The sequence below is a fragment of the Corynebacterium tuberculostearicum genome, from assembly GCF_046097465.1.
GTDB classification, from domain to species: domain Bacteria; phylum Actinomycetota; class Actinomycetes; order Mycobacteriales; family Mycobacteriaceae; genus Corynebacterium; species Corynebacterium tuberculostearicum_I.
The window spans coordinates 1651223-1674495 of record NZ_CP175799.1 but is presented as its reverse complement, the minus strand read 5'-3'; the positions used below and the strand labels follow the sequence as shown (position 1 = coordinate 1674495).

At 58.2% G+C, this 23273-nt stretch carries 21 protein-coding genes and 1 pseudogene; 18 read left to right on the top strand and 4 right to left on the bottom strand.

What is annotated here, in order from left to right; all coding sequences use genetic code 11:
• Positions 1-17 precede the first annotated feature (17 nt).
• From rimP to infB, 4 genes are all read left to right on the top strand, one after another.
• Positions 18-557 carry a ribosome maturation factor RimP gene (gene rimP / locus ACKFRX_RS07950; RefSeq protein WP_408927626.1) on the top strand — a complete coding sequence of 180 codons (540 nt, stop codon included), beginning with the start codon at positions 18-20 and terminating at the stop codon, positions 555-557.
• A 23-nt stretch (positions 558-580) separates the two neighbouring features.
• Positions 581-1597: a transcription termination factor NusA gene (gene nusA, locus ACKFRX_RS07945; protein ID WP_408927625.1), complete on the top strand. Its 1017-nt coding sequence runs from the start codon at positions 581-583 to the stop codon at positions 1595-1597.
• Between the two features lie 84 nt (positions 1598-1681).
• Positions 1682-2029 (top strand): YlxR family protein, encoded by a 348-nt coding sequence (locus ACKFRX_RS07940; protein ID WP_408927624.1) that lies wholly within the window; start codon positions 1682-1684, stop codon positions 2027-2029.
• 106 nt (positions 2030-2135) lie between these two features.
• Positions 2136-4967: a translation initiation factor IF-2 gene (gene infB, locus ACKFRX_RS07935; protein ID WP_408927623.1), complete on the top strand. Its 2832-nt coding sequence runs from the start codon at positions 2136-2138 to the stop codon at positions 4965-4967.
• Between the two features lie 129 nt (positions 4968-5096).
• On the opposite strand, the gene ACKFRX_RS07930 is transcribed toward infB, so the two are convergent.
• Positions 5097-5537 carry a hypothetical protein gene (locus ACKFRX_RS07930; protein ID WP_005325175.1) on the bottom strand — a complete coding sequence of 147 codons (441 nt, stop codon included), beginning with the start codon at positions 5535-5537 and terminating at the stop codon, positions 5097-5099.
• Positions 5538-6418: 881 nt separating this feature from the next.
• Here ACKFRX_RS07930 and rbfA point away from each other — a divergent pair.
• The 5 genes from rbfA to ACKFRX_RS07905 all read left to right on the top strand — a co-directional run bounded on the left by rbfA (position 6419) and on the right by ACKFRX_RS07905 (position 10732).
• Positions 6419-6862: a 30S ribosome-binding factor RbfA gene (gene rbfA / locus ACKFRX_RS07925; RefSeq protein ID WP_150851478.1), complete on the top strand. Its 444-nt coding sequence runs from the start codon at positions 6419-6421 to the stop codon at positions 6860-6862.
• Complete coding sequence (locus ACKFRX_RS07920) at positions 6863-7825, top strand: bifunctional oligoribonuclease/PAP phosphatase NrnA (RefSeq protein ID WP_239194446.1); 963 nt, start codon at positions 6863-6865, stop codon at positions 7823-7825. It abuts the gene before it with no gap.
• Between the two features lie 20 nt (positions 7826-7845).
• A complete protein-coding gene (locus tag ACKFRX_RS07915) occupies positions 7846-9162 on the top strand; it encodes an MATE family efflux transporter (protein WP_408922106.1) in 1317 nt (438 codons plus the stop codon).
• Between the two features lie 86 nt (positions 9163-9248).
• Positions 9249-10061, top strand: coding sequence for a metallophosphoesterase (locus tag ACKFRX_RS07910; protein ID WP_005325166.1), 813 nt, complete (start codon positions 9249-9251; stop codon positions 10059-10061).
• Positions 10058-10732 carry a 4'-phosphopantetheinyl transferase gene (locus ACKFRX_RS07905; protein ID WP_408919882.1) on the top strand — a complete coding sequence of 225 codons (675 nt, stop codon included), beginning with the start codon at positions 10058-10060 and terminating at the stop codon, positions 10730-10732. Before ACKFRX_RS07910 ends, ACKFRX_RS07905 begins: the two co-directional genes overlap by 4 nt.
• Here the strand turns inward: ACKFRX_RS07905 and truB are convergent.
• Entirely contained in the window at positions 10729-11622 is an 894-nt protein-coding gene (gene truB, locus ACKFRX_RS07900) for a tRNA pseudouridine(55) synthase TruB (RefSeq protein ID WP_408919883.1), read from the bottom strand. The two genes, ACKFRX_RS07905 and truB, sit on opposite strands and share 4 nt — an antisense overlap.
• Positions 11623-11645: 23 nt before the next feature.
• Between truB and ACKFRX_RS07895 the strand changes: the two genes are divergently transcribed.
• The 4 genes from ACKFRX_RS07895 (at position 11646) to ACKFRX_RS07880 (ending at position 16431) form a co-directional block, all read left to right on the top strand.
• Positions 11646-12668 carry a bifunctional riboflavin kinase/FAD synthetase gene (locus tag ACKFRX_RS07895; RefSeq protein ID WP_408927622.1) on the top strand — a complete coding sequence of 341 codons (1023 nt, stop codon included), beginning with the start codon at positions 11646-11648 and terminating at the stop codon, positions 12666-12668.
• Complete coding sequence (locus ACKFRX_RS07890; protein ID WP_408919885.1) at positions 12669-13601, top strand: nucleoside hydrolase; 933 nt, start codon at positions 12669-12671, stop codon at positions 13599-13601.
• A gap of 169 nt (positions 13602-13770) precedes the next feature.
• On the top strand, positions 13771-14040 hold the full coding sequence (gene rpsO / locus ACKFRX_RS07885; RefSeq protein ID WP_005278802.1) for a 30S ribosomal protein S15: 270 nt from the start codon (positions 13771-13773) through the stop codon (positions 14038-14040).
• Positions 14041-14184: 144 nt separating this feature from the next.
• Complete coding sequence (locus tag ACKFRX_RS07880) at positions 14185-16431, top strand: polyribonucleotide nucleotidyltransferase (protein WP_179386628.1); 2247 nt, start codon at positions 14185-14187, stop codon at positions 16429-16431.
• 96 nt (positions 16432-16527) lie between these two features.
• Here the strand turns inward: ACKFRX_RS07880 and ACKFRX_RS07875 are convergent, their stop codons facing one another.
• Positions 16528-16890 (bottom strand): hypothetical protein, encoded by a 363-nt coding sequence (locus ACKFRX_RS07875; protein WP_408919886.1) that lies wholly within the window; start codon positions 16888-16890, stop codon positions 16528-16530.
• A gap of 448 nt (positions 16891-17338) precedes the next feature.
• Positions 17339-17727, bottom strand: a pseudogene (locus ACKFRX_RS07870) (VOC family protein).
• A gap of 142 nt (positions 17728-17869) precedes the next feature.
• Between ACKFRX_RS07870 and dapB the strand changes: the two are divergent.
• Genes dapB through ACKFRX_RS07845 form a run of 5 tightly spaced genes read left to right on the top strand, consistent with a single transcriptional unit; the run spans position 17870 to position 23178 of the window.
• On the top strand, positions 17870-18616 hold the full coding sequence (gene dapB / locus ACKFRX_RS07865; RefSeq protein WP_408919887.1) for a 4-hydroxy-tetrahydrodipicolinate reductase: 747 nt from the start codon (positions 17870-17872) through the stop codon (positions 18614-18616).
• A 3-nt stretch (positions 18617-18619) separates the two neighbouring features.
• Positions 18620-19366 carry an FAD-dependent thymidylate synthase gene (thyX, locus tag ACKFRX_RS07860; RefSeq protein WP_150851383.1) on the top strand — a complete coding sequence of 249 codons (747 nt, stop codon included), beginning with the start codon at positions 18620-18622 and terminating at the stop codon, positions 19364-19366.
• 56 nt (positions 19367-19422) lie between these two features.
• Positions 19423-20331 (top strand): 4-hydroxy-tetrahydrodipicolinate synthase, encoded by a 909-nt coding sequence (gene dapA, locus ACKFRX_RS07855; RefSeq protein ID WP_408919888.1) that lies wholly within the window; start codon positions 19423-19425, stop codon positions 20329-20331.
• 2 nt (positions 20332-20333) lie between these two features.
• Positions 20334-22484 carry a ribonuclease J gene (locus tag ACKFRX_RS07850; protein WP_408919889.1) on the top strand — a complete coding sequence of 717 codons (2151 nt, stop codon included), beginning with the start codon at positions 20334-20336 and terminating at the stop codon, positions 22482-22484.
• A 58-nt stretch (positions 22485-22542) separates the two neighbouring features.
• Positions 22543-23178, top strand: coding sequence for a TIGR03085 family metal-binding protein (locus ACKFRX_RS07845; RefSeq protein ID WP_150851657.1), 636 nt, complete (start codon positions 22543-22545; stop codon positions 23176-23178).
• Positions 23179-23273: the final 95 nt, after the last annotated feature.

Here is a 23273-nt window from a genome sequence, read left to right as displayed (position 1 = left end):
CACGTAGGCTAGTGGGCATGGCTTTCCCAGATGCACAACAATTGACCGATCTCCTGCAACCCAAACTAGCTGAGCGGGGATTGGACGTAGAAGATATTAAAACCACCAAGGCGGGAAAGAAATCCCAGGTCATTATCCGTATTGATGGCGATAAGCGCCCTAGCTTCGATGTGTTGGAGGAAGTTTCCAACGAAATTTCTGCCTTCTTTGATGACAAGGAAGCGCAAGGAGAGCTGAACTTCGGTGCCGGCTATACCTTGGAGGTCTCCACCCCCGGCGTGGACTTGCCGCTCACCGCCCCGCGCCACTGGCGCCGCAATCGGGGGCGCAAGGTCTCCTTCGACCTTGGCGATGGTAAGACTCAATCGGCGCGCATTGGCGCGCTTAACGACGCCGCCGATGCCGTAATCCTCATCACGGCAAGCAAAAAGGACGTGCAGGCGCGCGCCGAACGATTGGAAAATATTGCCCGGGCAGTGGTAGAAATTGAGTTTGCACAGCCGTCCGAACAGGAGCTAGAGGCAGTGCGCAAGACGTTTGAAGAAGCCGAGAATTAACCGGCAACCGAGAGGAATGACAAGTGAATATTGATCTACAGGCACTTCGTACCATCGAGTCCGAGCGCAGCGTCCCCGTAAAGGACTTGCTGGAAGCGATTGCGGGTGCCTTGTTGTATTCCTACCTGGATTACCGCGAGTCTAATGCTGGCGGCAAGGTAGAAGGTGCCAAGTCCCGCGTCGATATCGACGCCACAACCGGTGCAGTCAGCGTCATTGTCTCGGAGCGTGACCCAGAAACTGGGGAAGTAACCACCGAATACGATGACACCCCGGAAAACTTTGGACGCGTGGGCGCACAGGCCGTGCGCGAGGCCATCCTGCGCAAGCTGCGCGAGGCCGAGGCAGAGCGTACCTTTGATTCCTACTCGGAGCTCACCGGCCGCGTTGTCAGCGGCATCGTCCAGCGCGATGCGCGCGCTAATGCCCGCGGCATCGTCGTGGTCCAGCTGGGCTCTGAGCTGGAGTCCCAGGACGGCATCTTGCTGCCTGCCGAGCAGATTCCGGGTGAAAAGCTCGAGCACGGTGACCGCATTAAGGCCTATGTCGTAGGCGTTAACCGCAATGGCGCCCAGGTACAGATCAATCTCTCTCGCACTCACCCGGAGCTGGTGCGTGGCCTTTTTGAGCTTGAAGTTCCAGAAGTTGCCGATGGCAGCGTAGAAATGATTGCCATTGCCCGCGAGGCAGGCCACCGTTCCAAGGTGGCCGTTGTGGGCCATGCCAAGGGCCTGAACGCAAAGGGAGCCTGCATTGGCCCGCGCGGTCAGCGCGTCAACAACATCATGCGCCAGCTCGGCGGTGAAAAGATTGACATCATCGACTTCAGCGAGGATCCCACGGTCTACGTAGGCAATGCCTTGGCCCCCTCGAAGGTGGTCAAGGTCACCGTTGTAGACAAAGAGGCGCAAATCGCGCGCGTGGTGGTGCCGGATTACCAGCTGTCCCTGGCTATTGGCAAAGAGGGCCAGAATGCCCGTCTTGCTGCCCGTTTGACCGGTTGGAAGATCGATATTCACTCGGACGCTGACGCTAATTAAGGATCTGTGCTTTTGTAGCGTAGGCTAGTAAACGGCCCAGTTGCAGATTGGGGCATATTGGCGACGCGAAAAGTAAGGAGATGAATGTCTGAGAGGCAACGACTCCGGACCTGCATCGCTACTCGCCGCCGCCTGCCAGATACGGACTTGCTACGGGTGGTCATCGACCACGATGATCCGCACGGCCGCCGTCTGGTAGCAGATCCACACCGCCGGCTTCCCGGCCGCGGGGCGTGGATTAGTCCCACACTATCTGCACTCGAGCTAGCGGAGCGCAAACGCGCCTTCAAGCGCGCGCTTCGCACGTCCGCACCCGTGGACACAGGTCAGGTACGGCAGTACTTGGAAGCGCATGGCGGACAAGTACCTAGCGTGGAAGATGCCGCGTTAGATTCGTACGAACCAGAGTTACAAAGGAAGACCGAACACTGATGAGCGCACAACGATGAAGCATCAGCGATGAAAGTCCTACACACCTAACTAGGGGTCAGGCCAGTTTCCGCGGCCTTGACTCCTAGTCGATACCAAGAGGAGACAAGTGCCCGGAAAGCTACGTGTTCACGAGCTCGCAAAGCAGCTCGGAGTAACCAGCAAGGAACTGCTCGCCACCCTGAAGGAACAGGGTGAGTTTGTAAAGACTGCTTCTTCCACCATCGAACCGCCGGTGGTTAAGAAGATGCGAGCACATTATGAAGCACAGTCCGGCGGCGATGACGCCGCCGAGAAGAAGCAAGACAATAAGCCTGCCAAGGGTGCCGCTAAGAGCACCGCAAAGGCGAGCGCCCCGAAGCCGGGTGCGAAGTCTGCTGCCCCTAAACCGGGCGCAGAGGCGCCAAAGCCAGGCGCGAAGGCCGCTGCCCCGAAGCCTGGCCAGGGCGCACCGAAGCCGGGACAGGGTGCTGCTAAGCCCGGCGCAAAGCCAGCTGCCCCGAAGCCGGGTGCTCAGGCCCCGAAGCCGGGTGCAAAGTCCGCCGCACCGAAGCCCGGCCAGGGCGCACCAAAGCCTGGCCAGGCTGGCGGCAAGAAGTCGGGCGAGCGTCCGACTCCAGGCAATTCCATGCCTCGTCCTATGCCGAAGCCAGGCGGCTCCCGTCGCGTAGCTAATAACCCGTTCTCCACGGGTGGCGGCGACAACCGTCCGGGCCCTCGCCCAGGCGGCTCCAAGGGTCAGCGTGGCGGCAATAAGCCCGGCGATAACCGCGGTAAGCGCGGTGGCCAGAACGAGGGCGGCAATAACCGTCAGGGCGGCAATAACCAGGGTGGCGGCGGTCGTCGTCCATCCCCGGCCATGATGCCGTCCCACCCGAACCCTGCGTCGATGCCGTCTAAGGCACCGAGCGGCGGTGGACGCGGCGGCCGCGGTCGCGGCGGTCATGGCGGACCAGGCCACGGTGGCCCAGGTGGCGGCCGTCCAGGCGGTTTCCGCGGAGGCGGACGCGGCGGACGTCGCGGTGGCACCGCAGGTGCATTCGGCCGTCCAGGTGGCGCTCCACGCAAGGGCAAGAAGTCCAAGCGTCAGAAGCGCCATGAGTACGAGGAGCAGCAGAAGCACGTCGTAGGCGGCGTGCGCTTGCCAGACGGCAAGGGCCAGACCGTCCGCCTGCGTCGCGGTGCATCCCTGTCTGACTTCGCCGAGAAGATCGGTGCGGATCCAGCAGCACTGGTGCAGGCACTGTTCAACCTCGGTGAAATGGTGACGGCAACCGCTTCCGTATCGGAAGATACGCTGCAGCTGCTCGGCTCCGAGATCAACTACAACGTTGAGGTCGTCTCCCCTGAGGATGAGGACCGCGAGCTGCTCGAGTCCTTCGACCTGAAGTTCGGCGAGGACGAAGGCGGCGAGGAAGCACTGGAGAATCGTCCTCCAGTCGTCTCCGTTATGGGTCACGTTGACCACGGTAAGACCCGCCTGTTGGACGCCATCCGTAAGACCAACGAGGGCGCCCACGAGGAAGGCGGCATCACCCAGGGCATTGGTGCCTACCAGACCACGGTGGACGTGGACGGCGAGCGCACCATTACCTTCCTGGATACCCCGGGTCACGAGGCCTTTACCGCCATGCGTGCCCGTGGTGCTAAGTCCACCGACTTGGCCATCCTCGTGGTTGCCGCCGATGACGGCGTCATGCCACAGACCGTGGAGGCCATCAACCACGCCAAGGCCGCCGATATTCCGGTCGTCGTGGCCGTGAACAAGGTGGATAAGCCGGAGGCTCAGCCGGATAAGATCCGTGGTCAGCTCACCGAGTACGGCCTGGTTCCGGAAGAGTACGGTGGCGACACCATGTTCGTGGATATCTCCGCGAAGCAGGGCAAGAACATTGACCAGCTGCTTGAGTCGGTCATCCTGACCGCGGATGCCGCCTTGGAGCTGACCGCTAACCCAGACATGGACGCACAAGGCGTGGCCATTGAGTCGCACCTGGACCGTGGCCGTGGTCCGGTGGCAACGGTCATCGTTCAGCGCGGTACCTTGCACGTGGGTGACTCCATCGTCGTCGGTGATGCGCACGGTCGTGTCCGCCGCATGCTTGATGAATTCGGCGGCGACGTCGAAGAGGCTGGCCCATCCCGTCCGGTGCAGGTTCAGGGTCTGTCCGGTGTGCCGGGTGCAGGCGATAACCTGCTCGTGGTGGAAGATGACCGCGTTGCCCGCCAGATTGCTAACCAGCGTGATGCTCGCAAGCGCTCTGCCCTGCAGGCAAAGCAGCGCAAGCGCGTCTCCCTGGAGGATCTGGACAAGGTATTGCAGGAGACTTCGACCCTCAACCTCATCCTCAAGGGCGACAACGCCGGTTCCGTCGAGGCACTGGAAGATGCTCTGCTGGATATTAAGACCGAGGACGAAGTCGAGCTCAACATCATCGACCGTGGTGTGGGCGCTGTGACCGAGACCAACGTCTCTCTCGCAGCGGCTTCCGACGCCGTCATCATTGCCTTCAACACCCGTGCAGAAGGCAAGGCGACGGAAATGGCCACCCAAGAGGGCGTGGATATTCGCTACTACACGATCATCTACAAGGCCATCGAAGAGGTCGAGGCTGCGCTCAAGGGCATGCTCAAGCCGATTTACGAGGAACGCGACACCGGTGCGGCCGAAATCCGCGCCCTGTTCAAGTCCTCCGCGGTGGGTACCATCGCCGGCTGCATGGTTACCGAGGGCAAGGTTGTCCGCAACGGCAAGGTTCGCCTGCTGCGCGATAACAACGTCATCACTGCCGACGCTAAGATTGAGTCCCTGCGTCACGAAAAGGACGACGCAACCGAGATCAAGGCCGGCTACGAGTGCGGTATGGTGCTCTCTTACCCGGATATCCAGGTAGGCGACATCATCCAGGCCTACGAAGAGGTCGAGGTTCCGCGTACCTAGTCCGCAAGCGGCGTAAATAAAATCGCCAGGTGTTTCCCCGATTGGGGAAGCCCTGGCGATTTTATTTGCAGCTTCTGCTGAACTTTAGTATTTAAACTATCTAGACAGGTTTACGACAAGTTGGGTTTGCTAATGCGTGCCTTGTTTAGCAGAGAAGTTGAGGAATGCAAGAAATTTTTCGGCCTTGATTTGGGGCTCACCAAGCAGGTCGAATACCCAGTCCTCAAGTGGGAGCATTTCCTTGTTGCCATCGTTGAACCGAAGGCCGATACTATTTTCCGTAGCCTCGCCGTGGGCCAAGTCCGACCACGTTCCAGTGCGTTTCGAAAGTAGCCATTGGCCCAAAACGTAGGTGATTCCTATTCTTCCTTCTTCGGCTTTTGTGCTGGAAGTGAGCAACCTGTGCAGTACCACTTCACTAATCTGTTCTTGATCGTTTAGCCACTCTTGCGTGAGTTTAGCCCTTTCGAGGCAGCTTGCTGCTTTGTTCGGAGCATCGGCGTGAAACTCATTTAAAGGCTGGGGCGTGACGCTCGCTGTTTCTGGCTTAGATTGGTTTTGGTCTTGCAAATCCTAGGTCCTTAGATGCCATACTCCGTTTCCCCAGTTGCTTTCGTAATTGCAACTTGCTCTTCTCGCCCAATTAGCTGTCGCTGGGTCTTTACGTAACTCCTTCAGCGATCTTTCACACTGATCTTTTGTGTCATAAAGGAAGTTTCCGATGTCGGCGGTGGCAATATTTGAGGAAAGAAGGAGGGAAAATGCTGATACAATCGCGATGATTAGGGTCCTCATTCTGCTGCGTGTATCTAGCATTCTTGAATACCGTCCATTCGCTTTGTCGGAGACCATTCAAAGTTCCTCCGCGAATGTGCTTTTACCAACAGGCATTGTGTGTCGAAATCAAATGCAACGATTACTTTGACGTTCATATCAAAATCGCAATCGTTATAGACTTGAATTGCGCCCTTTTCCTTCTCAGAATGAATGCAAGCAGGAACAGGATCTCCCGGGCTTCTTTCCCCTGTGGAATATGGTTGCAGGCTTGGGGCGCCGTCAGAATCTACATTGAGAATGACGAATTGAGGGGATCGTTAAGCGTTTCATTTGTGGCAGAGGCTGGAGGGACTGCAAAGCCGCCGAGGATACAAGCGGCGGTAGTGATCGATGCGGCTATTTTATAAGGTTTCACGTTTCTCTATTCAGGCTCGTGGTGGGGTGAAACACTTTTGACCATAGTTTCGGAAACGTTTTAATTCAAGGGGTCCATAAGATATATATATGGTTTTATTGCATGTTCGAGATCCTCAGAATTGCCTTCATGTGCAGTTAATTTTCTGCCACAGGACATGCAGGCGGAGTAATGTAAGATGGACACAATTTTATAGATCTTGGTAGAGATTTATAGATCTTGGTAGAGATCGATAGTTCGACGGAGAGGGAGTTGCACCATGGTTGACCACGCGCGTGCTGCACGAATGGCCAAGCGTATTAAGGAAATCGTGGCGAGTGCCATAGAACGCGAGATCAAGGATCGCCGCCTCGAGTTGGTGACCATCACAGATACTCGAGTGACGGGCGACCTGCACGATGCCACCGTTTTTTATACCGTGCGCGGAAAAGACATTGACTCCGAGCCAGACTTCGCTCAAGCAGAAGAAGCCCTCAAGCGCGCTAAAGGTCAACTGCGCAAGATTGTGGGTGATCAACTCTCGGTGCGGTTTACCCCGACGCTCACCTTCGAGGTCGATACCGTTCCGGAGGCCTCCGCTCATATGGAAGAACTTCTGGCCCGTGCTCGCGCCCGCGATGAAGAACTGGCAAAGCTGAAGGAAAACGCCCAGCCGGCAGGGGATGCGAACCCGTATAAGACCTCCGATGAAGACGAGGCTTAAGTGACTAAGAAGCAATACCAGCCGGCAGTTGCCGCTTTGCATGATGCTCATAGCATCTGCATTGTGACGCACCTGCGGCCGGATGCCGATGCCATCGGCTCTGCTGCGGCGTTGCTGCTCGCGCTGCGCCAACGGGGCAAAGACGTGTGTGCCGTTGTGGGCCAGGAGCGGGAAATTTCCCGTAACCTTTACACCATTCCTGCCGCCGACGACGTCACCACTAGTCGTGAGCTGCCGGAAGGCTATGACCTCTACGTCACCGTTGATTGTGGTTCTTTGGACCGAACGGGCTTTTTTGCGGATCGGATTGAGCAGCTAGCCCAGCAGGGCCGGGTTCTGTGCATTGACCATCATTCTTCTAATCCAGGGTTTGGTGCCATCAATGTGGTGGACACTGAATGTGAATCCACCACCGTGGTGTTGCTGAGCATCTTGGATTCATTGGAGATTCAGATTGACCGTCATATTGCACACTGCTTATATGCCGGTTTGATGACCGATACTGGCAGCTTCCGCTGGGGTAGGCCGGCTATGCACGATATTGCTACCCGCCTCATGCACTACGATCTGGATACCAAGCAGATCGCAGCTGACCTGTTAGATTCCACCACTCCGGACGATCTTCAGATGATCGGTAGGGTATTGGCCGGTTTGCGCCTCGAAGAAGCAGGGGAGCACACCCTAGGCATTCTCGTCGCGCGGCTGGAAGATATCCAGGGACACTCCGATTCGGCTGTCGAATCACTAGTGGAGTTCGTTCGCGCGCTTGAAGGAACCACCGTCGGCGTGGTGTTTAAGGAACAAGCTCCGGAGGTGTGGGCAGTTTCTTTGCGTTCTTCTCGCATCGATTGTTCTTCGGTGGCGCTAACCTTCGGCGGCGGCGGGCATGTACCGGCCGCGGGCTATACCGCCTACGGGGCTCCGGAAAAAATTATTAAGGAATTGGTGGCCGCTATCCAATGAGAAATAGGCAGACGGATGGAATGAACGCTCAGGATCGCTCCACCGCTGGCACGGTAACCGCACGCGAGGTCTTTGGCCTCGCGTTTCCCGCGCTTGGCGTACTTGCGGCCATGCCGCTCTACCTTTTGCTAGATACCGCGGTTGTTGGTCGTCTAGGTGCCCAAGAGCTCGCCTCACTTGCTGCAGCCACCACAATTCACTCCGTGGTGACGACACAGTTGACTTTCTTGTCCTACGGCACGACCGCTCGTTCTGCTCGGCTCTTTGGCTCCGGCAAACGCGAAGCTGCGGTTGCTGAAGGCGTGCAAGCCACCTATGTGGCCCTAGGAGTAGGCGGGCTGCTCGCGGTAATCATGTGGATTTTTGGCGGCGTATTTGCACGCGCCTTAACCGGTGATCCCACCACGGCCGCCGGGACGGCCTTGTGGCTGCGCATCGCAGCACTGGCTATTCCCGTTACTTTGGTGGAAATGGCCGGAAATGGCTGGATGCGCGGTGTCCAAGATACGAAGAAGCCGCTGTACTTTACGTTGTCTGGCATGATTCCCGGCGCTATTGCGGTGCCCATCTTCGTCCATTTCTGGGGGCTGGCAGGCTCGGCCATTGCCACGGTATTAGGCATGAGCATTATTGCCGCGCTATTCGTCCGCGAATTGCATAAGGAACATACCGGCTCCTGGCAATTTCAATGGCATGTGGTACGCGAACAGCTCATCTTAGGCCGCGATCTTATTTTGCGTTCAGCCAGCTTCCAGGTGGCCTTTCTTACCGCCACGGCTGTGGTTTCCCGCGTTGGTACCGCTTCTTTGGCCGGTCACCAGATCATGATGCAGCTGTGGAACTTCATGTCCCTCATCTTGGATTCGTTGGCCATTGCCGCGCAATCATTGACTGGTGCTGCACTAGGTGCTGGCTCTGCGCGGCACGCACGCAGTGTGGGCAGCAAGGTGGCGTTGTACTCTACGATTTTCTCTGGCCTCTTGGCTGTCGTATTTGCTGCTGGTGCAGGGATTATTCCGCGTATCTTCACCTCCTCTCCGGAAGTGCTCGATGCCATCTCCCAGCCGTGGTGGATCCTGGTAGCCATGGTTATCGGCGGTGGCGTGGTCTTCGCCTTCGATGGTGTCTTGCTCGGCGCCGGCGATGCTGCGTTCCTGCGCACGCTGACCATTTCTTCGGTCCTAGTGGGATTTTTGCCGGGCGTTATCTTGGCGCACTTTATGGGCACAGGCTTAACCGGCGTGTGGTGTGGACTTGCCGCCTTCATTGCTTTCCGCATGGTGGGTGTCGTCTACCGGTTCCGATCGATGAAATGGGCCGTAGTGCAGGAGGGCTAGCTGCGCTAAAGTGGGCGTGTTGATACTCTCGCGTGGTGTGCGGCTACGTGCAGCGCGCAGCTTCTAGGAAGACAGGTGAGAAACCTATGCCAACAGTGTGGGCGGTTTCTGACCTGCATGGAGCGGTCAGCGCCAATAGCGAGCGCATTGATCAGCTTACTCCGCCCGATCCTGCGGATTGGCTGATTGTAGCTGGGGACGTCGCAGAGCGTACCGATCTCATCATTCGTATTTTGCGCCAGCTCAATGATCGCTATGCCAGGGTCATCTGGGTGCCGGGCAACCATGAGTTATTCTCCCGCTCCCAGGATCGGTATCAAGGCCGAGAAAAGTATGCGCACCTAGTGGAAAGGTGCAGGGAGATTGGAGTTATCACTCCCGAAGACCCGTATCCGGTATTTCACGGGACCACCATCGTTCCGCTATTTACTTTGTATGATTACAGTTTCCGTCCGCATGGCCTTAGCGTGGACGAAGCCATTGAGGCGGCGCGCGCAAAACAACTGATGATGACCGATGAGTTCGCCATCGCCCCCTTCGTAGACGTGCGGGCGTGGTGTTGGGACAGGTTGGCCTATTCCATCAAGCGCCTTTCCCGAGTACATGGTCCTACCGTGTTGGTTAACCATTGGCCGCTGGTCCAAGAACCGACAATGCTATTGCGCTTTCCGGAAATTGCCTTGTGGTGCGGAACTAGGCATACGCGGTCGTGGCCGCGGCGCTATAACGCGCAGTCCGTCATCTATGGGCACCTTCATATGCCGTCTCGCATGAATGTGGACGGCGTTGACCACATCGAGACGTCATTGGGGTATCCACGCGAATGGCAGGGGCGCGACAGCACCCAGACGTGGCCCTATCCGGTACTGCGTTCTTTTGAAGGGGAGGAGGCACGATGATGTATCCAGAGCTATTTCCTGAAAGTGCGCGCTATTGCTATGTGCGCACGGATTCGGGCTATGCGGATTTGGCTAATTTTGAAGGCCTCGCGGCTGAAGAAAAGTCTCTCGTTTCCCAGGCAGTTGATGTGCGCAAGGCCGAGTTCGGTGATGCTCGGTGGTGTGCGCACCGAGCCTTGCAGGAATTAGGTGCCAATCCGGCAACGCCGATTTTGCGCGGCGAGCGCGGCATGCCGCTGTGGCCAGAAGGTTTTGTCGGCTCGATGACGCATACCGAGGGGATGCGGGCTGCGGTGGTTGCCCCTACCTCAGCCTTAAAATCCGTAGGCCTGGATGCAGAACCCGCCGAACCGCTGCCAGATCATGTGCTCACCATGATTGCTCGGGCAGGGGAGATGCCGCAGCTTTTGCGGCTTCGTGAGGCGGGGATTACCTGCCCGGATCGTTTGCTCTTCTGTGCCAAGGAGGCCACGTATAAGTCGTGGTTTCCCATGACCTTTCGTTGGTTGGACTTTGACCAGGCAGAAATCGACCTGCGCGAGGATGGCACGCTTATTTCCTATATTTTGGCTAGGCCCACACCGGTGCCTTTTATCACCGGGCGCTGGGTAATCAGAGATGGCTACGTTATCGTTTCCACCTCGGTTCCGGCTTTAGACTTTATCCGCTAAAGGGTAGAGGGCCGTGCCACAAATACGGTGGCCAGGCGCTTGCCTTTTTCTTTAATGAGCGCCACCGCTTGGCCATTAGGGGCCACAGCAGCGTGGACGCCCTTGAGTCCGCGGGGCTCTAGCCACTTGCCCATGGCGAGGGCGGCTGCCTCCTCCTCTGTGACGGAAAGGACGGGGAAGCAGCGAGCCAAGGCCTCATCCAAGCTGAGGGAAAGGCGCGGGGAATCGGCCAGGGCGTCGAGCGAGAGGGCGTCGGCAAGCGCAAAAGGCCCCACCTCAGTGCGGCGCAAGGCGGTCAGGTGCCCGCCCACCTTCAGGGCCTCGCCCAGATCGCGGGCTAGGGAGCGAATATAGGTACCGGAAGAACAATCCACCGTGACGTCTAGATCGATGTAGTCGCCCTCGCGGCGCTCTGCCAGAACGTCAAACTTATCTACCGTTACTGGGCGGGCGGGAATGTCTACCTCCTGGCCCTCCCGCACCAGCTCATGGGCGCGGCGGCCGTTAATTTTAATAGCGGAAACGGCCGCGGGCTTCTGCATGATGTCGCCGGTGAGCTTGGCAATCTCTGCCTCGATTGCGGCGCGGTCAATGGCTGCAGCGCTAGCGCCCCAAGAGTATTCTCCCTCGGCGTCATCGGTTGTGGTGGCGGCGCCCAGGCGAATGGTGGCGTCATAGGACTTAGTGGAGGCAACCATGTGGGCCAAGAATTTGGTGCCACGCTCCATGCCAAGGACAAGCACGCCGGTGGCCATGGGGTCGAGGGTGCCGGCGTGGCCTACCTTCTTTGTGTGAAAGCACCTGCGTAGGCGGCCGACAACATCGTGGGAGGTCATGCCGGCGGGTTTGTCTACGATGACGAGTCCGGAGTTTGCGAGCGCATCAGTCATAGCCTCTAAGTCTATGCTCTACGATGGTCTGCGTGGATATTTGGTACGGAATCGATGACATCCCCGCGGAAGTGGGCCCAACGTCAGTAACCATCGGCGTCTTTGACGGCCTGCACCGCGGCCATCAGCAGCTCATCTCCGCCTGCGTGGAGCATGCGCGCGCTCATGGTGAGCGCCCTGTCATGGTGACCTTTGACCCGCACCCGGTGTCGGTATTCCTCCCAGAGCGTGCGCCCCTGTCGGTGTTGAGTTTTGAACGCCGACTGGAATTGGCCGAAGAGATGGGCATTGCTGCCGTGCTCGTTATTGACTTCACCCGAGACCTTGCTGGGGTGGAGCCACGGCCCTACGTAGAAGATTTATTGGTAGGAAAGCTCGCAGCCCAGCACATCGTGGTAGGAGAGAACTTCACTTTTGGCGCCGGCGCCACCGGAACCGCCCAGGCTATGCAGGACTTTGGTGCCGAGTTTGGCTTTAGCGTGGATATCGTTCCGCTGCTGGATGATAAGGGCGTGCGCATTTGTTCCACCCACATCCGTGAGTGCCTTGCGCAGGGGGACATCGAATCCGCAAACTGGGCTCTCGGTCGCCATTTCACCGTGACCGGGCCCGTAGTGCGCGGCGCAGGACGTGGAGGCAAGGAGCTCGGATTTCCCACGGCCAATCAGTATTTCCCGGATACGGTGGCCATCCCGGCCGATGGTGTGTACGCGGGCTGGTTCATCGTCCACTCTGATTCCTCTATCGAGGGGGATATGCGGCCTGGCGTGGCCTATGCGGCCGCCATTTCCGTAGGCACCAACCCCACCTTTGGCGATGAGGAGCGCTCTATCGAGTCCTTTGTGCTCGACCGCGACGCTGACCTGTATGGCTACGAGGCTACGGTGCATTTCGTAGGCCACATTCGCGATATGGTGAAGTTCAATTCCGTAGACGAGCTGCTAGAAGCGATGGCCGATGACGTAGCCAAGGCCCGCCAGGTGCTCGCTGCCGATGCGAAGGCGCAGGGCTGGACCGCGAAAGATTACTTCCTGCGGGAGAAATAAATGAAGGCGATTCTCGATCTTGATACCGGCATTGATGATGCCCTCGCGCTGGCGTATGCCATTGCCCATCCAGACCTGGACCTTATCGGTGTGACCTGCACGTACGGCAACGTGACCGTGCCCTTGGCCGTGCGCAACACCCTGGCTCTTCTAGAGCTGCTGGGCCAAGACGATATTCCAGTGTTTGCCGGGCCTAGCCCGGATGGTTTTCGGCCAAGCGAGATTTCTTCTTTTATCCACGGCCACAACGGCGTGGGGGAGGTCCTGCTTCCGCCGGCAACCACCCAGGCGCAGTCCCAACCAGCGGCTGAGTTCCTCATCGAGGCCGTGCACGAGCACGGCGATGATCTAGTAATCATTCCGACCGGCCCGTCAACCACGATTGCTGCGGCCATGCAGCAGGACCCCTCCTTTGCCACAGCCGCACACCTAGTGATGATGGGTGGGGCTCTTACCGTTCCTGGCAACGTCACGCCGTGGTCTGAGGCCAATATCTCCCAGGATCCGGAAGCTACCGATTACCTGTTCCGCCACACGAGTGATACCACCATGGTGGGCTTGGATGTCACCTTGCGCACCCTATTGACCACGGCGGAGTCCGCTCGTTGGCGCGCTACCAGCACCCACGCCGGCCGCATCTTTGCGGACATGGTGGACTATTATATCCGCGCTTACGCCACCACATCGCCGCACTTGGGCGGGTGCGGTTTGCACGATCCATTGGCCGTTGCGGTGGCAGCAGATGCCACGCTTGTCGACGTCCTTTCGATAAACCTCAAGACTGACACCACCGGCCCTACCCGTGGACGGACAATCGCGGATGAAAAGCGATTGGACGCGCCACCCACCGCCCGGGTGGCTGTGGGTGTGGATAGTGAGCGCTTTGTGCGTGAGTTTGTCGAACGCCTTTCGACGCTCTTCAGCGAGCTCTAAAAGCACAGCCTAGAAGCCGTGTGGTTTTGATTTTCTCTGCCTGAGCGCTGTAAGGTATTTCTTTGGCTTAGCGACTGCGGTTCACAGCAGTTGCGGCACGCACAAGCAATGCGCATCGCGCTGGCTTATGCGTCACGATAATGTGGACTGAAATAAAGGAGAAATACTCATGGCATTGACCACTGAGAAGAAGGCCGAAATCCTCAAGGAGTACGGCCTGCACGAAACCGATACCGGTTCCCCTGAGGCACAGGTTGCCCTGCTGACCTCCCGCATCAATACTTTGACCGAGCACCTGAAGTTCCACAAGCACGATCACCACTCCCGTCGTGGTCTGCTGTTGATGGTTGGTCGCCGTCGTGGCCTGCTGAAGTACCTGGCTGAGAACAACGTCGATCGCTACCGTGATCTGATCTCTCGCCTGGGTCTGCGCCGTTAATTTCGGCCCAGCCTCGGCCACCTCGCCCCGCCCTTTGGCGGGGCTTTTGTGGTTTTTCTGTTAGAATTTGACACCGTTGTCATAGACAAAATTCGACCAGGCGGCATCGACGATCGCCTAAACCACTCAAGGAGACATTTTTTAATGAGCGTTCAGAACTCCGTCGAGTTCAATATTGACGAGGACTTTGGCATTACCGAGGCCATTGCCACGCTAGACAATGGTGACTTTGGCACCCGTACCCTGCGCTTTGAAACCGGCCAGTTGGCTCGCCAGGCAGACGGCTCCGTGACCACCTACTTGGACGATGACACCATGTTGCTGGCCACGACTACTGCGTCCAACCAGCCGCGCGAGGGATTCGACTTCTTCCCGCTGACCGTGGACGTAGAAGAGCGTATGTACGCCGCCGGCAAGATTCCGGGCTCTTTCTTCCGCCGTGAGGGCCGTCCTTCTTCTGAGGCCATCCTGGCATGCCGCCTTATTGACCGCCCGCTGCGCCCAACCTTTGTCAAGGGCCTGCGCAATGAGGTCCAGGTCGTTGTCACCGTGATGTCACAGGATCCGGAGGAGTACTACGACGTCGTTGCTATCAACGGCGCTTCCGCCGCCACCCAGCTGTCCGGCTTGCCCGTTTCCGGTGCAGTCGGTGGTGTCCGCATGGCACTGATTGCTGACGATAAGCACCCAGAAGGCCAGTGGGTAGCGTTCCCGAACCACGAGCAGCACGAGCGCGCACTCTTTGAGATGGTCGTTGCCGGACGCATTGTTAAAAAGGGCCGCAAGGACGACGTAGCCATCATGATGGTTGAGGCCGGTGCTGGCACCAACGTTGCTGAGCGCATTGCCGACGGCGCTCCTGCACCGCAGGAAGCAGCCGTCGCTGAAGGCTTGGAGGCAGCAAAGCCTTTCATTAAGACCCTGTGTGAGGCCCAGAACGGTCTGGCGGAGCGTGCCGCCAAGGAAACCCAGGAGTTCCCGCTCTTCCCGGCATACGGCGATGATGTCTTCGCGGCAGTTGAAAAGGCCGCTGCAAAGAAGCTAGAGAAGCTGCTGACCATTCCGGGCAAGCAGGAACGCGACGACGCCACCAATGAATACATGGAGCAGGTCGAAGAAAAGCTCTTGGACCAGTTCGAGGACTTGGAAGAGGCCGATGCGTCTAAGCAGATCCGCGGCGCTTATAACGCTTTGATGAAGCAGATCGTGCGCCAGAAGATCCTCTCCGAGGGCTTCCGTATCGATGGCCGCGGCGTTACCGATATCCGTGACCTCTCCGTTGAGGTGGACTTGGTTCCGCGTGCTCACGGTTCCTCCCTGTTCGAGCGCGGTGAGACCCAGATTCTGGGTGTAACCACTCTGGACATGCTCAAGATGGAGCAGCAGATTGATTCCCTGACCCCGGTGGAATCCAAGCGCTACATGCACCACTACAACTTCCCGCCATTCTCCACTGGCGAGACCGGCCGCGTGGGCTCTCCGAAGCGCCGCGAGATCGGCCACGGTGCTTTGGCCGAGCGCGCTCTGCTTCCGGTCATCCCATCCCGTGAGGACTTCCCATATGCCATCCGCCAGGTCTCTGAAGCCTTGGGCTCCAATGGCTCTACCTCCATGGGCTCTGTATGTGCCTCCACCTTGTCCCTCTACAATGCCGGTGTTCCGCTGAAGGCTCCGGTAGCTGGCATCGCTATGGGCTTGGTCTCTGGCGAGGTAAATGGCAAGGAAAAGTTCGTCGCCCTGACGGATATCCTCGGCGCCGAGGATGCCTTCGGCGATATGGACTTCAAGGTCGCCGGTACTTCCGAGTACATCACTGCTCTGCAGTTGGACACCAAGTTGGATGGCATCCCGTCTAAGGTCCTGGCCCAGGCCCTGGAGCAGGCTCGCGATGCCCGTTCCACCATCCTGGAAACCATGGCTGAGGTCATCGATACCCCAGATGAGATGTCCGGCCTTGCTCCGAAGATCACCTCCGTCAAGATCCCGGTCAATAAGATCGGCGAGCTTATCGGACCAAAGGGCAAGACCATCAACCAGATCACCGAGGAAACTGGCGCCGATGTCTCCATCGAGGATGACGGAACCGTCTACGTTTCCGCTGCCACCGGTGAGGCTGCGGATGCTGCCATTGATAAGGTCAACTCCATTGCCAACCCACAGCTGCCGAAGGTAGGAGAGCGCTTCCTGGGCACCGTGGTAAAGACCGTGCCGTTCGGCGCATTCGTTTCCTTGACGCCGGGTCGCGATGGTTTGATCCACATTTCCAACCTGGGTGGCGACGAGCGCATCGAGAAGGTAGAAGACGTCATCAACGTTGGCGATAAGGTCCAGGTAGAAATCGCGGATATCGATAACCGCGGCAAGATTTCCCTGGTTCCGGTTGAGGACTAATCCCTAAACCCAAAGAAGGCTCTGCCTTCCAGTTTATTCGCTGGAAGACAGAGCCTTTCTTCGTAGGTGTGCACCGTTTAGAGGCGCCGCTAAACCTTAGTTCTGGAAGTCAATGACCACGCGCGACGGGTCCTTCAGATACGTCACGGAGTAGGCGGTCTTCTTCTCTAGACCGATAATGAGCTGGGTTTGCGCCTCAAAGGTGGTGGTGTAGTTGACTTCGCTAACCACCCCGGCACCAGGGGTAGTGCCTGGCTGCATGTACTTTTCTTCTAGTTCTGGGGTAGAAGGCCACGGCGTTCCCTCAATGCCGAGGTTGAGGAAAGTATTTCCTTGGACCTCAACCGGCTTTCCGGATGCCTGTTGGGCCGGGCTATCGGTATAGGACGTAAACCAGCCCGGTTCACCTTCGCCCTCCAGGTCGATGACGACGCGGGTGAACCCATCGTGCGCCCCCACTCGCACACCCGTGGGAATGAGGTTTCCGAGCCCTCCGGCATGTGCTGTTGGTCCTCGAGCGAGGCCGTACCCATACCGGCGAATGCCAGTGGGGCAGAGTCTTGGGGAAGCTTCTGCTTTTCTGCATCCGCTGCCGAGGTACTGCGCGGGGCAGAAGTAGCGGCGGGGGTAGCGGAGCTGGTCGGAGCATCAGCCGTGTCGGTAGTTGACTGAACCTCACTAAAGGCCGGTGCGCCTGCCTGCGTAGTGTCCTCATTGGAACAAGAGGCAAGTGCTATTGCGCATCCTGCGCTGATGGTCACGGCGAGAGGGCGAGAGAAAACTGAGGGAGACATATTCATCACTTCCTTGGTGCTTACCGTGTCGTTACACCCATTCTACTGGGGCAGATGGGACGGACTGTAGGAAGTGATGCAATTGTTAACCCGTGTGAGAGGGGAGGGTGCGGCTACTTCTTTAGTTCCACCAGCTGAATAAGGTTGCCCACGGTGTCATCAAAAACAGCGATGATGGACGGCCCAACATCGGTGGGCTCCATGGTGAACTTCACGCCCTTGTCACTGAGCTCCTTGTATTCCTTTTCAACATCGGCGGACAGGAACTGCGTGACCGGAATACCGTCAGCCTTGAGTGCTGCGGCGTAGTCTTTGGCGGCGGGGTGGCCCGTCGGTTCCAGAAGCAGCTCGGTATCTCCCTCACCTTCAGCATTGGTGACGGTGAGCCAACGGAAATCGCCGTGAGTTACGTCATCCTTGACTCGGAAGCCAAGGGTATTGACGTAAAAATCGTGAGCGCGGGCAACGTCGTCTACAGGAACGGAGCGATATAGATCTGCATGCCCGCCATCCTAGTGAGAGTGAGGGGGCATCGTCGGAGAGCGCAAGTCCGTTCCAAGGAAGGCGAGGAATTGCGCAACCCCCATGCGCGTTAGGATGGGGAGAAAAGTACTACCGATGTGGCTGAAGAAGGAGAACACACCATGGCTATCAAGGTTGGCGTACTAGGCGCGCACGGACGCGTAGGCCAGGCAATCGTTGCAGGTGTCAACGCGGAAGACGACCTCGAACTGGTAGCGGAAATTGACCGCGGTGATGATCTGCAGCAGCTTATCGACGCCCACGCTGAGGTCATCGTGGACTTTACCCAGCCAGATTCGGTAATGGGCAACCTGGAGTTCTGCATTGCCCACGGAATCCACTGCGTGGTGGGAACCACCGGCTTTGATAAGGAGCGTTTGGCTCAGGTGGAGGAATGGACCAAGCAGGACGGTGCCGGCAATGTCCTCATTGCGCCGAACTTTGCCATTTCTGCAGTTCTCACCATGGTGCTAGCTAAGCAGGCTGCCAAGTTCTTTGAGACTGCAGAGGTTATCGAATTCCACCACCCAACCAAGTTGGATGCGCCGTCCGGTACTGCGATCCATACCGCTGAGGGAATTGCCGCCGCCCGCAAGGAGGCTGGTCTGAGTGAAATGCCGGATGCTACGGAAAAGCAGCTCGATGGTGCCCGCGGTGCCACCGTCGACGGTATTCCGGTTCACGCGGTACGCACCCGTGGCATGGTGGCACACGAGGAGGTCATCTTTGGTGCTCAAGGTCAGTCGCTGACCATCCGCCAGGATTCCTATGACCGCGCTTCCTTTACCCCGGGCGTGCTGGTGGGCGTGCGCCAGATTGCAGATCACCCGGGCCTAGTCGTGGGCCTCGATAAGTACCTGGGGCTTTAAGCCATGGCTAAAGCAAGTGAGCTAGACATTCAGCTCATTGCCGCAACGCAGTTCCACGCCCCGCAGGGCGTGGAGTGGCACGCGGATGACTCGGCCTCTGATGGAGAGGCACTAGTCGAGTTTGCTGGACGGGCCTGCTACGAGTCTTTTGATAAGCCAAACCCCCGGACAGCAACCAATGAAGCCTACCTGCACCACATCATGGAGGTAGGCCATACTGCGTTGCTCGAGCATGCCACGGCCACCATGTACATCACGGGGCTATCGCGGTCGGCGAGCCATGAGCTCGTGCGGCACCGGCACTTTTCCTTCTCGCAGCTCTCCCAGCGCTTTGTTCACCCGGAGGAGACCGAGGTGGTCCTGCCTAAATTGGTGGCTGAAGACGAGCAACTAAGTCGATTGGTAATGCAAGCGGTAGATGAGACTCGCTTTGTCTACGATGAACTGCTTAGCGCACTGGAAGAGAAGCTGGATGAGCCCAACGCTCTCCTGCGCAAGAAGCAGGCCCGTCAGGCGGCGCGTGCTGTGTTGCCAAACGCCACAGAAACGCGCATTGTTGTCACTGGCAACTATCGCGCGTGGCGTCACTTTATTGGCGCTCGTGCCGCCGAGCAGGCCGACGAGGAGCTTCGCCACGTTGCGGTGGAGTGCCTGAAACTGCTGCAAAGCAAGGCTCCAGTGCTCTTTGATGATTTCAATATCACCACTCTGGCTGATGGGACCCAGATGGCGGCAAGCCCCTACGCCTAACACGCGCGAGACCCCGATGCGGCTAATTGCAAGCCAAAAGGGTAATCTTGACGGCTATGAGCACAGGTATGACAGCAAAGACTGGCGTCGACACCTTTGGACGCATCGGCATCGCCATGGTCACCCCGTTTGACCGTGACGGTGCGCTGGACGTTGCAGCAGGTCGTCGCCTAGCAGCTCATCTCGTTGACAATGGCGTTGATTCGCTCATCCTTGGTGGAACCACCGGCGAATCACCGACCACTTCAGTTGAAGAGAAGCTGGAGCTGCTCAAAGCCGTAAAGGAAGAAGTAGGAGACCGCGCAAAGCTTTGCGCCGGTGCCGGAACGAATGACACCGCAACCTCCATTAAGCTGGCTCAGGCCACTGCGGAAGCGGGGGCAGACAGCCTGCTGGTGGTAACTCCGTACTACTCCAAGCCTTCTCAGAAGGGCGTTTACGAGCACTTTGCCGCAGTCGCGCAAGCCACGGATCTGCCGATCTGTGTCTATGACATCCCTGGCCGCTCGGGCATCCCAGTGGCGCCGGATACCCTCCGCCGCCTTGCGGATTTGCCGACCATCCAAGCCGTAAAGGACGCCAAGGGCGACCTTCCTGCGGCCGCAGAACTCATCCAAGAAACCGGTTTGGCTTGGTATTCCGGTGATGATCCGATCAACCTGCCGTGGCTTTCCCTCGGCGCATCTGGTTTCATCTCCGTTATCGGCCATGTTGCACCGCGTGCCTTGGTAGAACTTTATGAAGCTTTCGACGCGGGCGATATGGCCCGCGCCCGAGAAATCAATGTCACTACGCTCCTTCCGCTAACCCATGCACAAGCTCGGTTGGGTGGAGCGACGTTTGCAAAGGAAGCCCTGCGCCTGCAGGGCATCGAAGTTGGCGATACCCGTCTTCCTATCACCGCTGCGAGCGGGGAGGAACGCGAGGAACTTCGCCGTGATCTGGAACAATCTGGAGTCCTCTAAGAATGAATGAACCCCGTAACCGTTCCCGCAAGGTGACCCGCAAGGCGGGCCCACCGGCGGAAAACGAAACCGCCTCTAACGAGGCGGCTTCGCCAGTTTTCCAAGCCCCAGCAACTGACGCGGGCAATTCCGCGCAGGATAATTCCGCTCAGGGCGATAAGGATAATTCTGGCAAGAAGAATTCTTCCGACAACCACAACGAAGGTGGCGGCAACAACCGTCGCTCCCGTTCCCGTGGCAGCCGCGGCCGTGGCCGTGGTGGAAACGGCAACGGCAATGGCAATAACCACGGTGGAAACAATAACCACGGCGGCAAGAACGGCAACGGCAACGGAAAGAACGGCAACGGTAAGGGCCGCGGCCGTAATAACCGTGGCCGCCGCAACGTGCCCAAGTCTATGCAGGGCGCGGATCTGACCAAGCGCCTGCCGGAGCCACCGAAGCAGCCGAAGGACGCCCTGCGCATTTACGCTCTGGGCGGTATCTCGGAGATCGGCCGTAATATGACCGTCTTCGAGTACGGCGATGACCTCATCATCATCGACTGTGGTGTGCTCTTCCCATCCTCCGGTGAGCCAGGCGTGGACCTCATCCTGCCTGACTTTGGCCCGATTGAGAAGAAAATCCACAAGGTCAAGGCCCTCGTCGTTACTCACGCGCACGAGGACCACATCGGCGCTATCCCGTGGCTGCTCAAGCTGCGTCCGGATATCCCCATCGTTGCTTCCCGCTTCACCATCGCGCTTATTGCTGCAAAGTGTAAGGAGCACCGCCAGAAGCCGAAGTTCGTCGAGGTTAATGAAAAGTCCGACGTAACCTACGGTCCGTTCCGCGTACGCTTCTGGGCAGTCAACCACTCCGTGCCGGATGCCTTGGGCATCATGCTGGGTACCCCAGCTGGCAATATCATCCACACCGGTGACATCAAGCTGGACCAGACCCCGCTGGATAACCGTCCAACGGACCTCCCAGCCCTGTCCCGCTATGGCGATGAGGGCGTTGACCTCATGCTGTGCGATTCCACCAACGCCACTGTCCCCGGTGTTTCGGCATCCGAGGGTGATATTCCTGCCAACTTCAAGCGCCTCGTTGCCGGCGCTAAGCAGCGCGTTATCTTGGCTTCCTTCGCTTCCAACGTCTACCGCGTCCAAGCCGCTATCGACGCTGCCGTGGCAAACGGCCGCAAGGTGGCCTTCAACGGCCGTTCGATGATGCGCAACATGGAAATCGCGGAGAAGATGGGCTTCTTGAAGGTTCCACGCGGCACCATCATCCCCATCGATGAGGCTGCCAAGATGGCTCCGCATAAGACCATGCTGATTACCACCGGTACTCAGGGTGAGCCTATGGCAGCTCTGTCGCGTATGGCTCGCCGTGAGCACCGCCAGATTACCGTTCGCGATGGCGATACCATTATCTTCTCCTCCTCGCTCATCCCAGGCAATGAAGAGGCCGTGTACGGCGTCATCAACATGCTGTCCCAGATCGGTGTCAACGTCATTACTAACCAGGACGTAAAGGTGCACGCTTCCGGTCACGGTTACGCTGGCGAGCTCCTCTTCCTGTACAACGCAGCGCGCCCGCGCAACGCGATGCCGGTGCACGGCGAGTGGCGCCACTTGCGCGCCAATAAGGAACTGGCTATCTCCACCGGTGTGGACCGCGACCGTACGGTGCTGGCACAAAACGGCGTCGTCGTGGACCTGCGCAAGGGGCGCGCCGAGGTCGTAGGCCAGATGCAGGTGGGCAACCTGTACGTCGATGGCGTGTCCATGGGTGATGTGGACGCTGATACCTTGGCTGATCGCACCAACCTGGGTACCGGCGGCGTGGTTTCTATCACCTGTGTGATTGATAACCGCACCTCGCGCCTGCTGGAGCACCCAACGGTATCTACCACTGGCTTCTCCGATGATGACCGCGGCATCGTGCCGGAGGTTGCGGAGATGGTGGAAAACACCATGAACGATCTCGCCGCTGAAGGCGAGAACGATACCTACCGCATGGTGCAGAAGCTGCGCCGTAAGGTATCCAAGCTCATGGATTCCAAGTACAAGCGCGAGCCGGTTATTCTGCCGACCATCGTGCCGACCAACTCCGGCCCTTTGGTTACCGATGAAGAAGACGTTGACGCTTCTCGCGAGTCCCTGTAAATAGCACAGGTTCCTCGCGCTAAGTAAGACACAGCCCCAGCATGCCAGTTAGCTCGGTATGCTGGGGCTTATGTCGTTTTCTTCTGCTGAGCGCGCCAAAATGGTAGCGCTATTTCATAAGCTTGGTCCCGATGCCCCTACCTTGTGCGAGGGCTGGACAACCCGCGACCTAGCCGTGCATTTATGGGTGCGGGAAAACCGCCCCGATGCCGCCGCCGGCATCTTCGTCAACGCACTGTCCGGCCGGCTGGAAAAGGAATCACGCAAGGTGGCCGAGCGCGATTTTGATGAACTGGTTGATGACTGGGGGAGGGGACCTGCTGCCTATAACCCGGTTCGGTTCGTGGATGCACAGCAAAACTTTGTGGAGCACTTTGTTCACCACGAGGATATTCGCCGGGCTAATGGTATGGGCCCACGCGACTTTTCGGCACGCATCAAGCAACAGATGCATAGCTACCTAAAGCCCTTGGCTAAGGTGGCCTTGCGCAAATCTGAACGTCCGGTCATTCTGCAGCCGGAAGGATTGCCGCGAATCGTTGCCGCAGATACGCATGGCGTGGTGGAGAAGGGCGATGCCGTGGTTCGCGTTTCAGGCGAGGTAGGCGAGCTCATCCTCTGGTCCTTCGGGCGTGATGCTGCTGAAGTCAAGATTGAAGGTGACTCCGAAGCCATCGTAAAGTCAATTCTCTAATCTTGATTTAATCGCAGTTTCTTAGCTTTGGGGTGCGTGGGAAGCGTTCGCCGTGAGATTGTGGATCCAGGTGTTAGGGAAACGCGTGTGGCTAA

Bases quoted from the DNA above. Each gene is read 5' to 3' on its own strand.
- dapB (WP_408919887.1), top strand. From the start codon at position 17,870: ATGGCTATCAAGGTTGGCGTACTAGGCGCGCACGGACGCGTAGGCCAG.
- truB (WP_408919883.1), bottom strand. From the start codon at position 11,622: ATGACTGATGCGCTCGCAAACTCCGGACTCGTCATCGTAGACAAACCC.
- dapA (WP_408919888.1), top strand. From the start codon at position 19,423: ATGAGCACAGGTATGACAGCAAAGACTGGCGTCGACACCTTTGGACGC.
- ACKFRX_RS07910 (WP_005325166.1), top strand. From the start codon at position 9,249: ATGCCAACAGTGTGGGCGGTTTCTGACCTGCATGGAGCGGTCAGCGCC.
- rbfA (WP_150851478.1), top strand. From the start codon at position 6,419: ATGGTTGACCACGCGCGTGCTGCACGAATGGCCAAGCGTATTAAGGAA.
- rimP (WP_408927626.1), top strand. From the start codon at position 18: ATGGCTTTCCCAGATGCACAACAATTGACCGATCTCCTGCAACCCAAA.
- thyX (WP_150851383.1), top strand. From the start codon at position 18,620: ATGGCTAAAGCAAGTGAGCTAGACATTCAGCTCATTGCCGCAACGCAG.
- ACKFRX_RS07880 (WP_179386628.1), top strand. From the start codon at position 14,185: ATGAGCGTTCAGAACTCCGTCGAGTTCAATATTGACGAGGACTTTGGC.
- ACKFRX_RS07940 (WP_408927624.1), top strand. From the start codon at position 1,682: ATGTCTGAGAGGCAACGACTCCGGACCTGCATCGCTACTCGCCGCCGC.
- ACKFRX_RS07890 (WP_408919885.1), top strand. From the start codon at position 12,669: ATGAAGGCGATTCTCGATCTTGATACCGGCATTGATGATGCCCTCGCG.
- ACKFRX_RS07850 (WP_408919889.1), top strand. From the start codon at position 20,334: ATGAATGAACCCCGTAACCGTTCCCGCAAGGTGACCCGCAAGGCGGGC.
- ACKFRX_RS07905 (WP_408919882.1), top strand. From the start codon at position 10,058: ATGATGTATCCAGAGCTATTTCCTGAAAGTGCGCGCTATTGCTATGTG.
- ACKFRX_RS07915 (WP_408922106.1), top strand. From the start codon at position 7,846: ATGAACGCTCAGGATCGCTCCACCGCTGGCACGGTAACCGCACGCGAG.
- rpsO (WP_005278802.1), top strand. From the start codon at position 13,771: ATGGCATTGACCACTGAGAAGAAGGCCGAAATCCTCAAGGAGTACGGC.
- ACKFRX_RS07845 (WP_150851657.1), top strand. From the start codon at position 22,543: ATGCTGGGGCTTATGTCGTTTTCTTCTGCTGAGCGCGCCAAAATGGTA.
- ACKFRX_RS07895 (WP_408927622.1), top strand. From the start codon at position 11,646: ATGGTCTGCGTGGATATTTGGTACGGAATCGATGACATCCCCGCGGAA.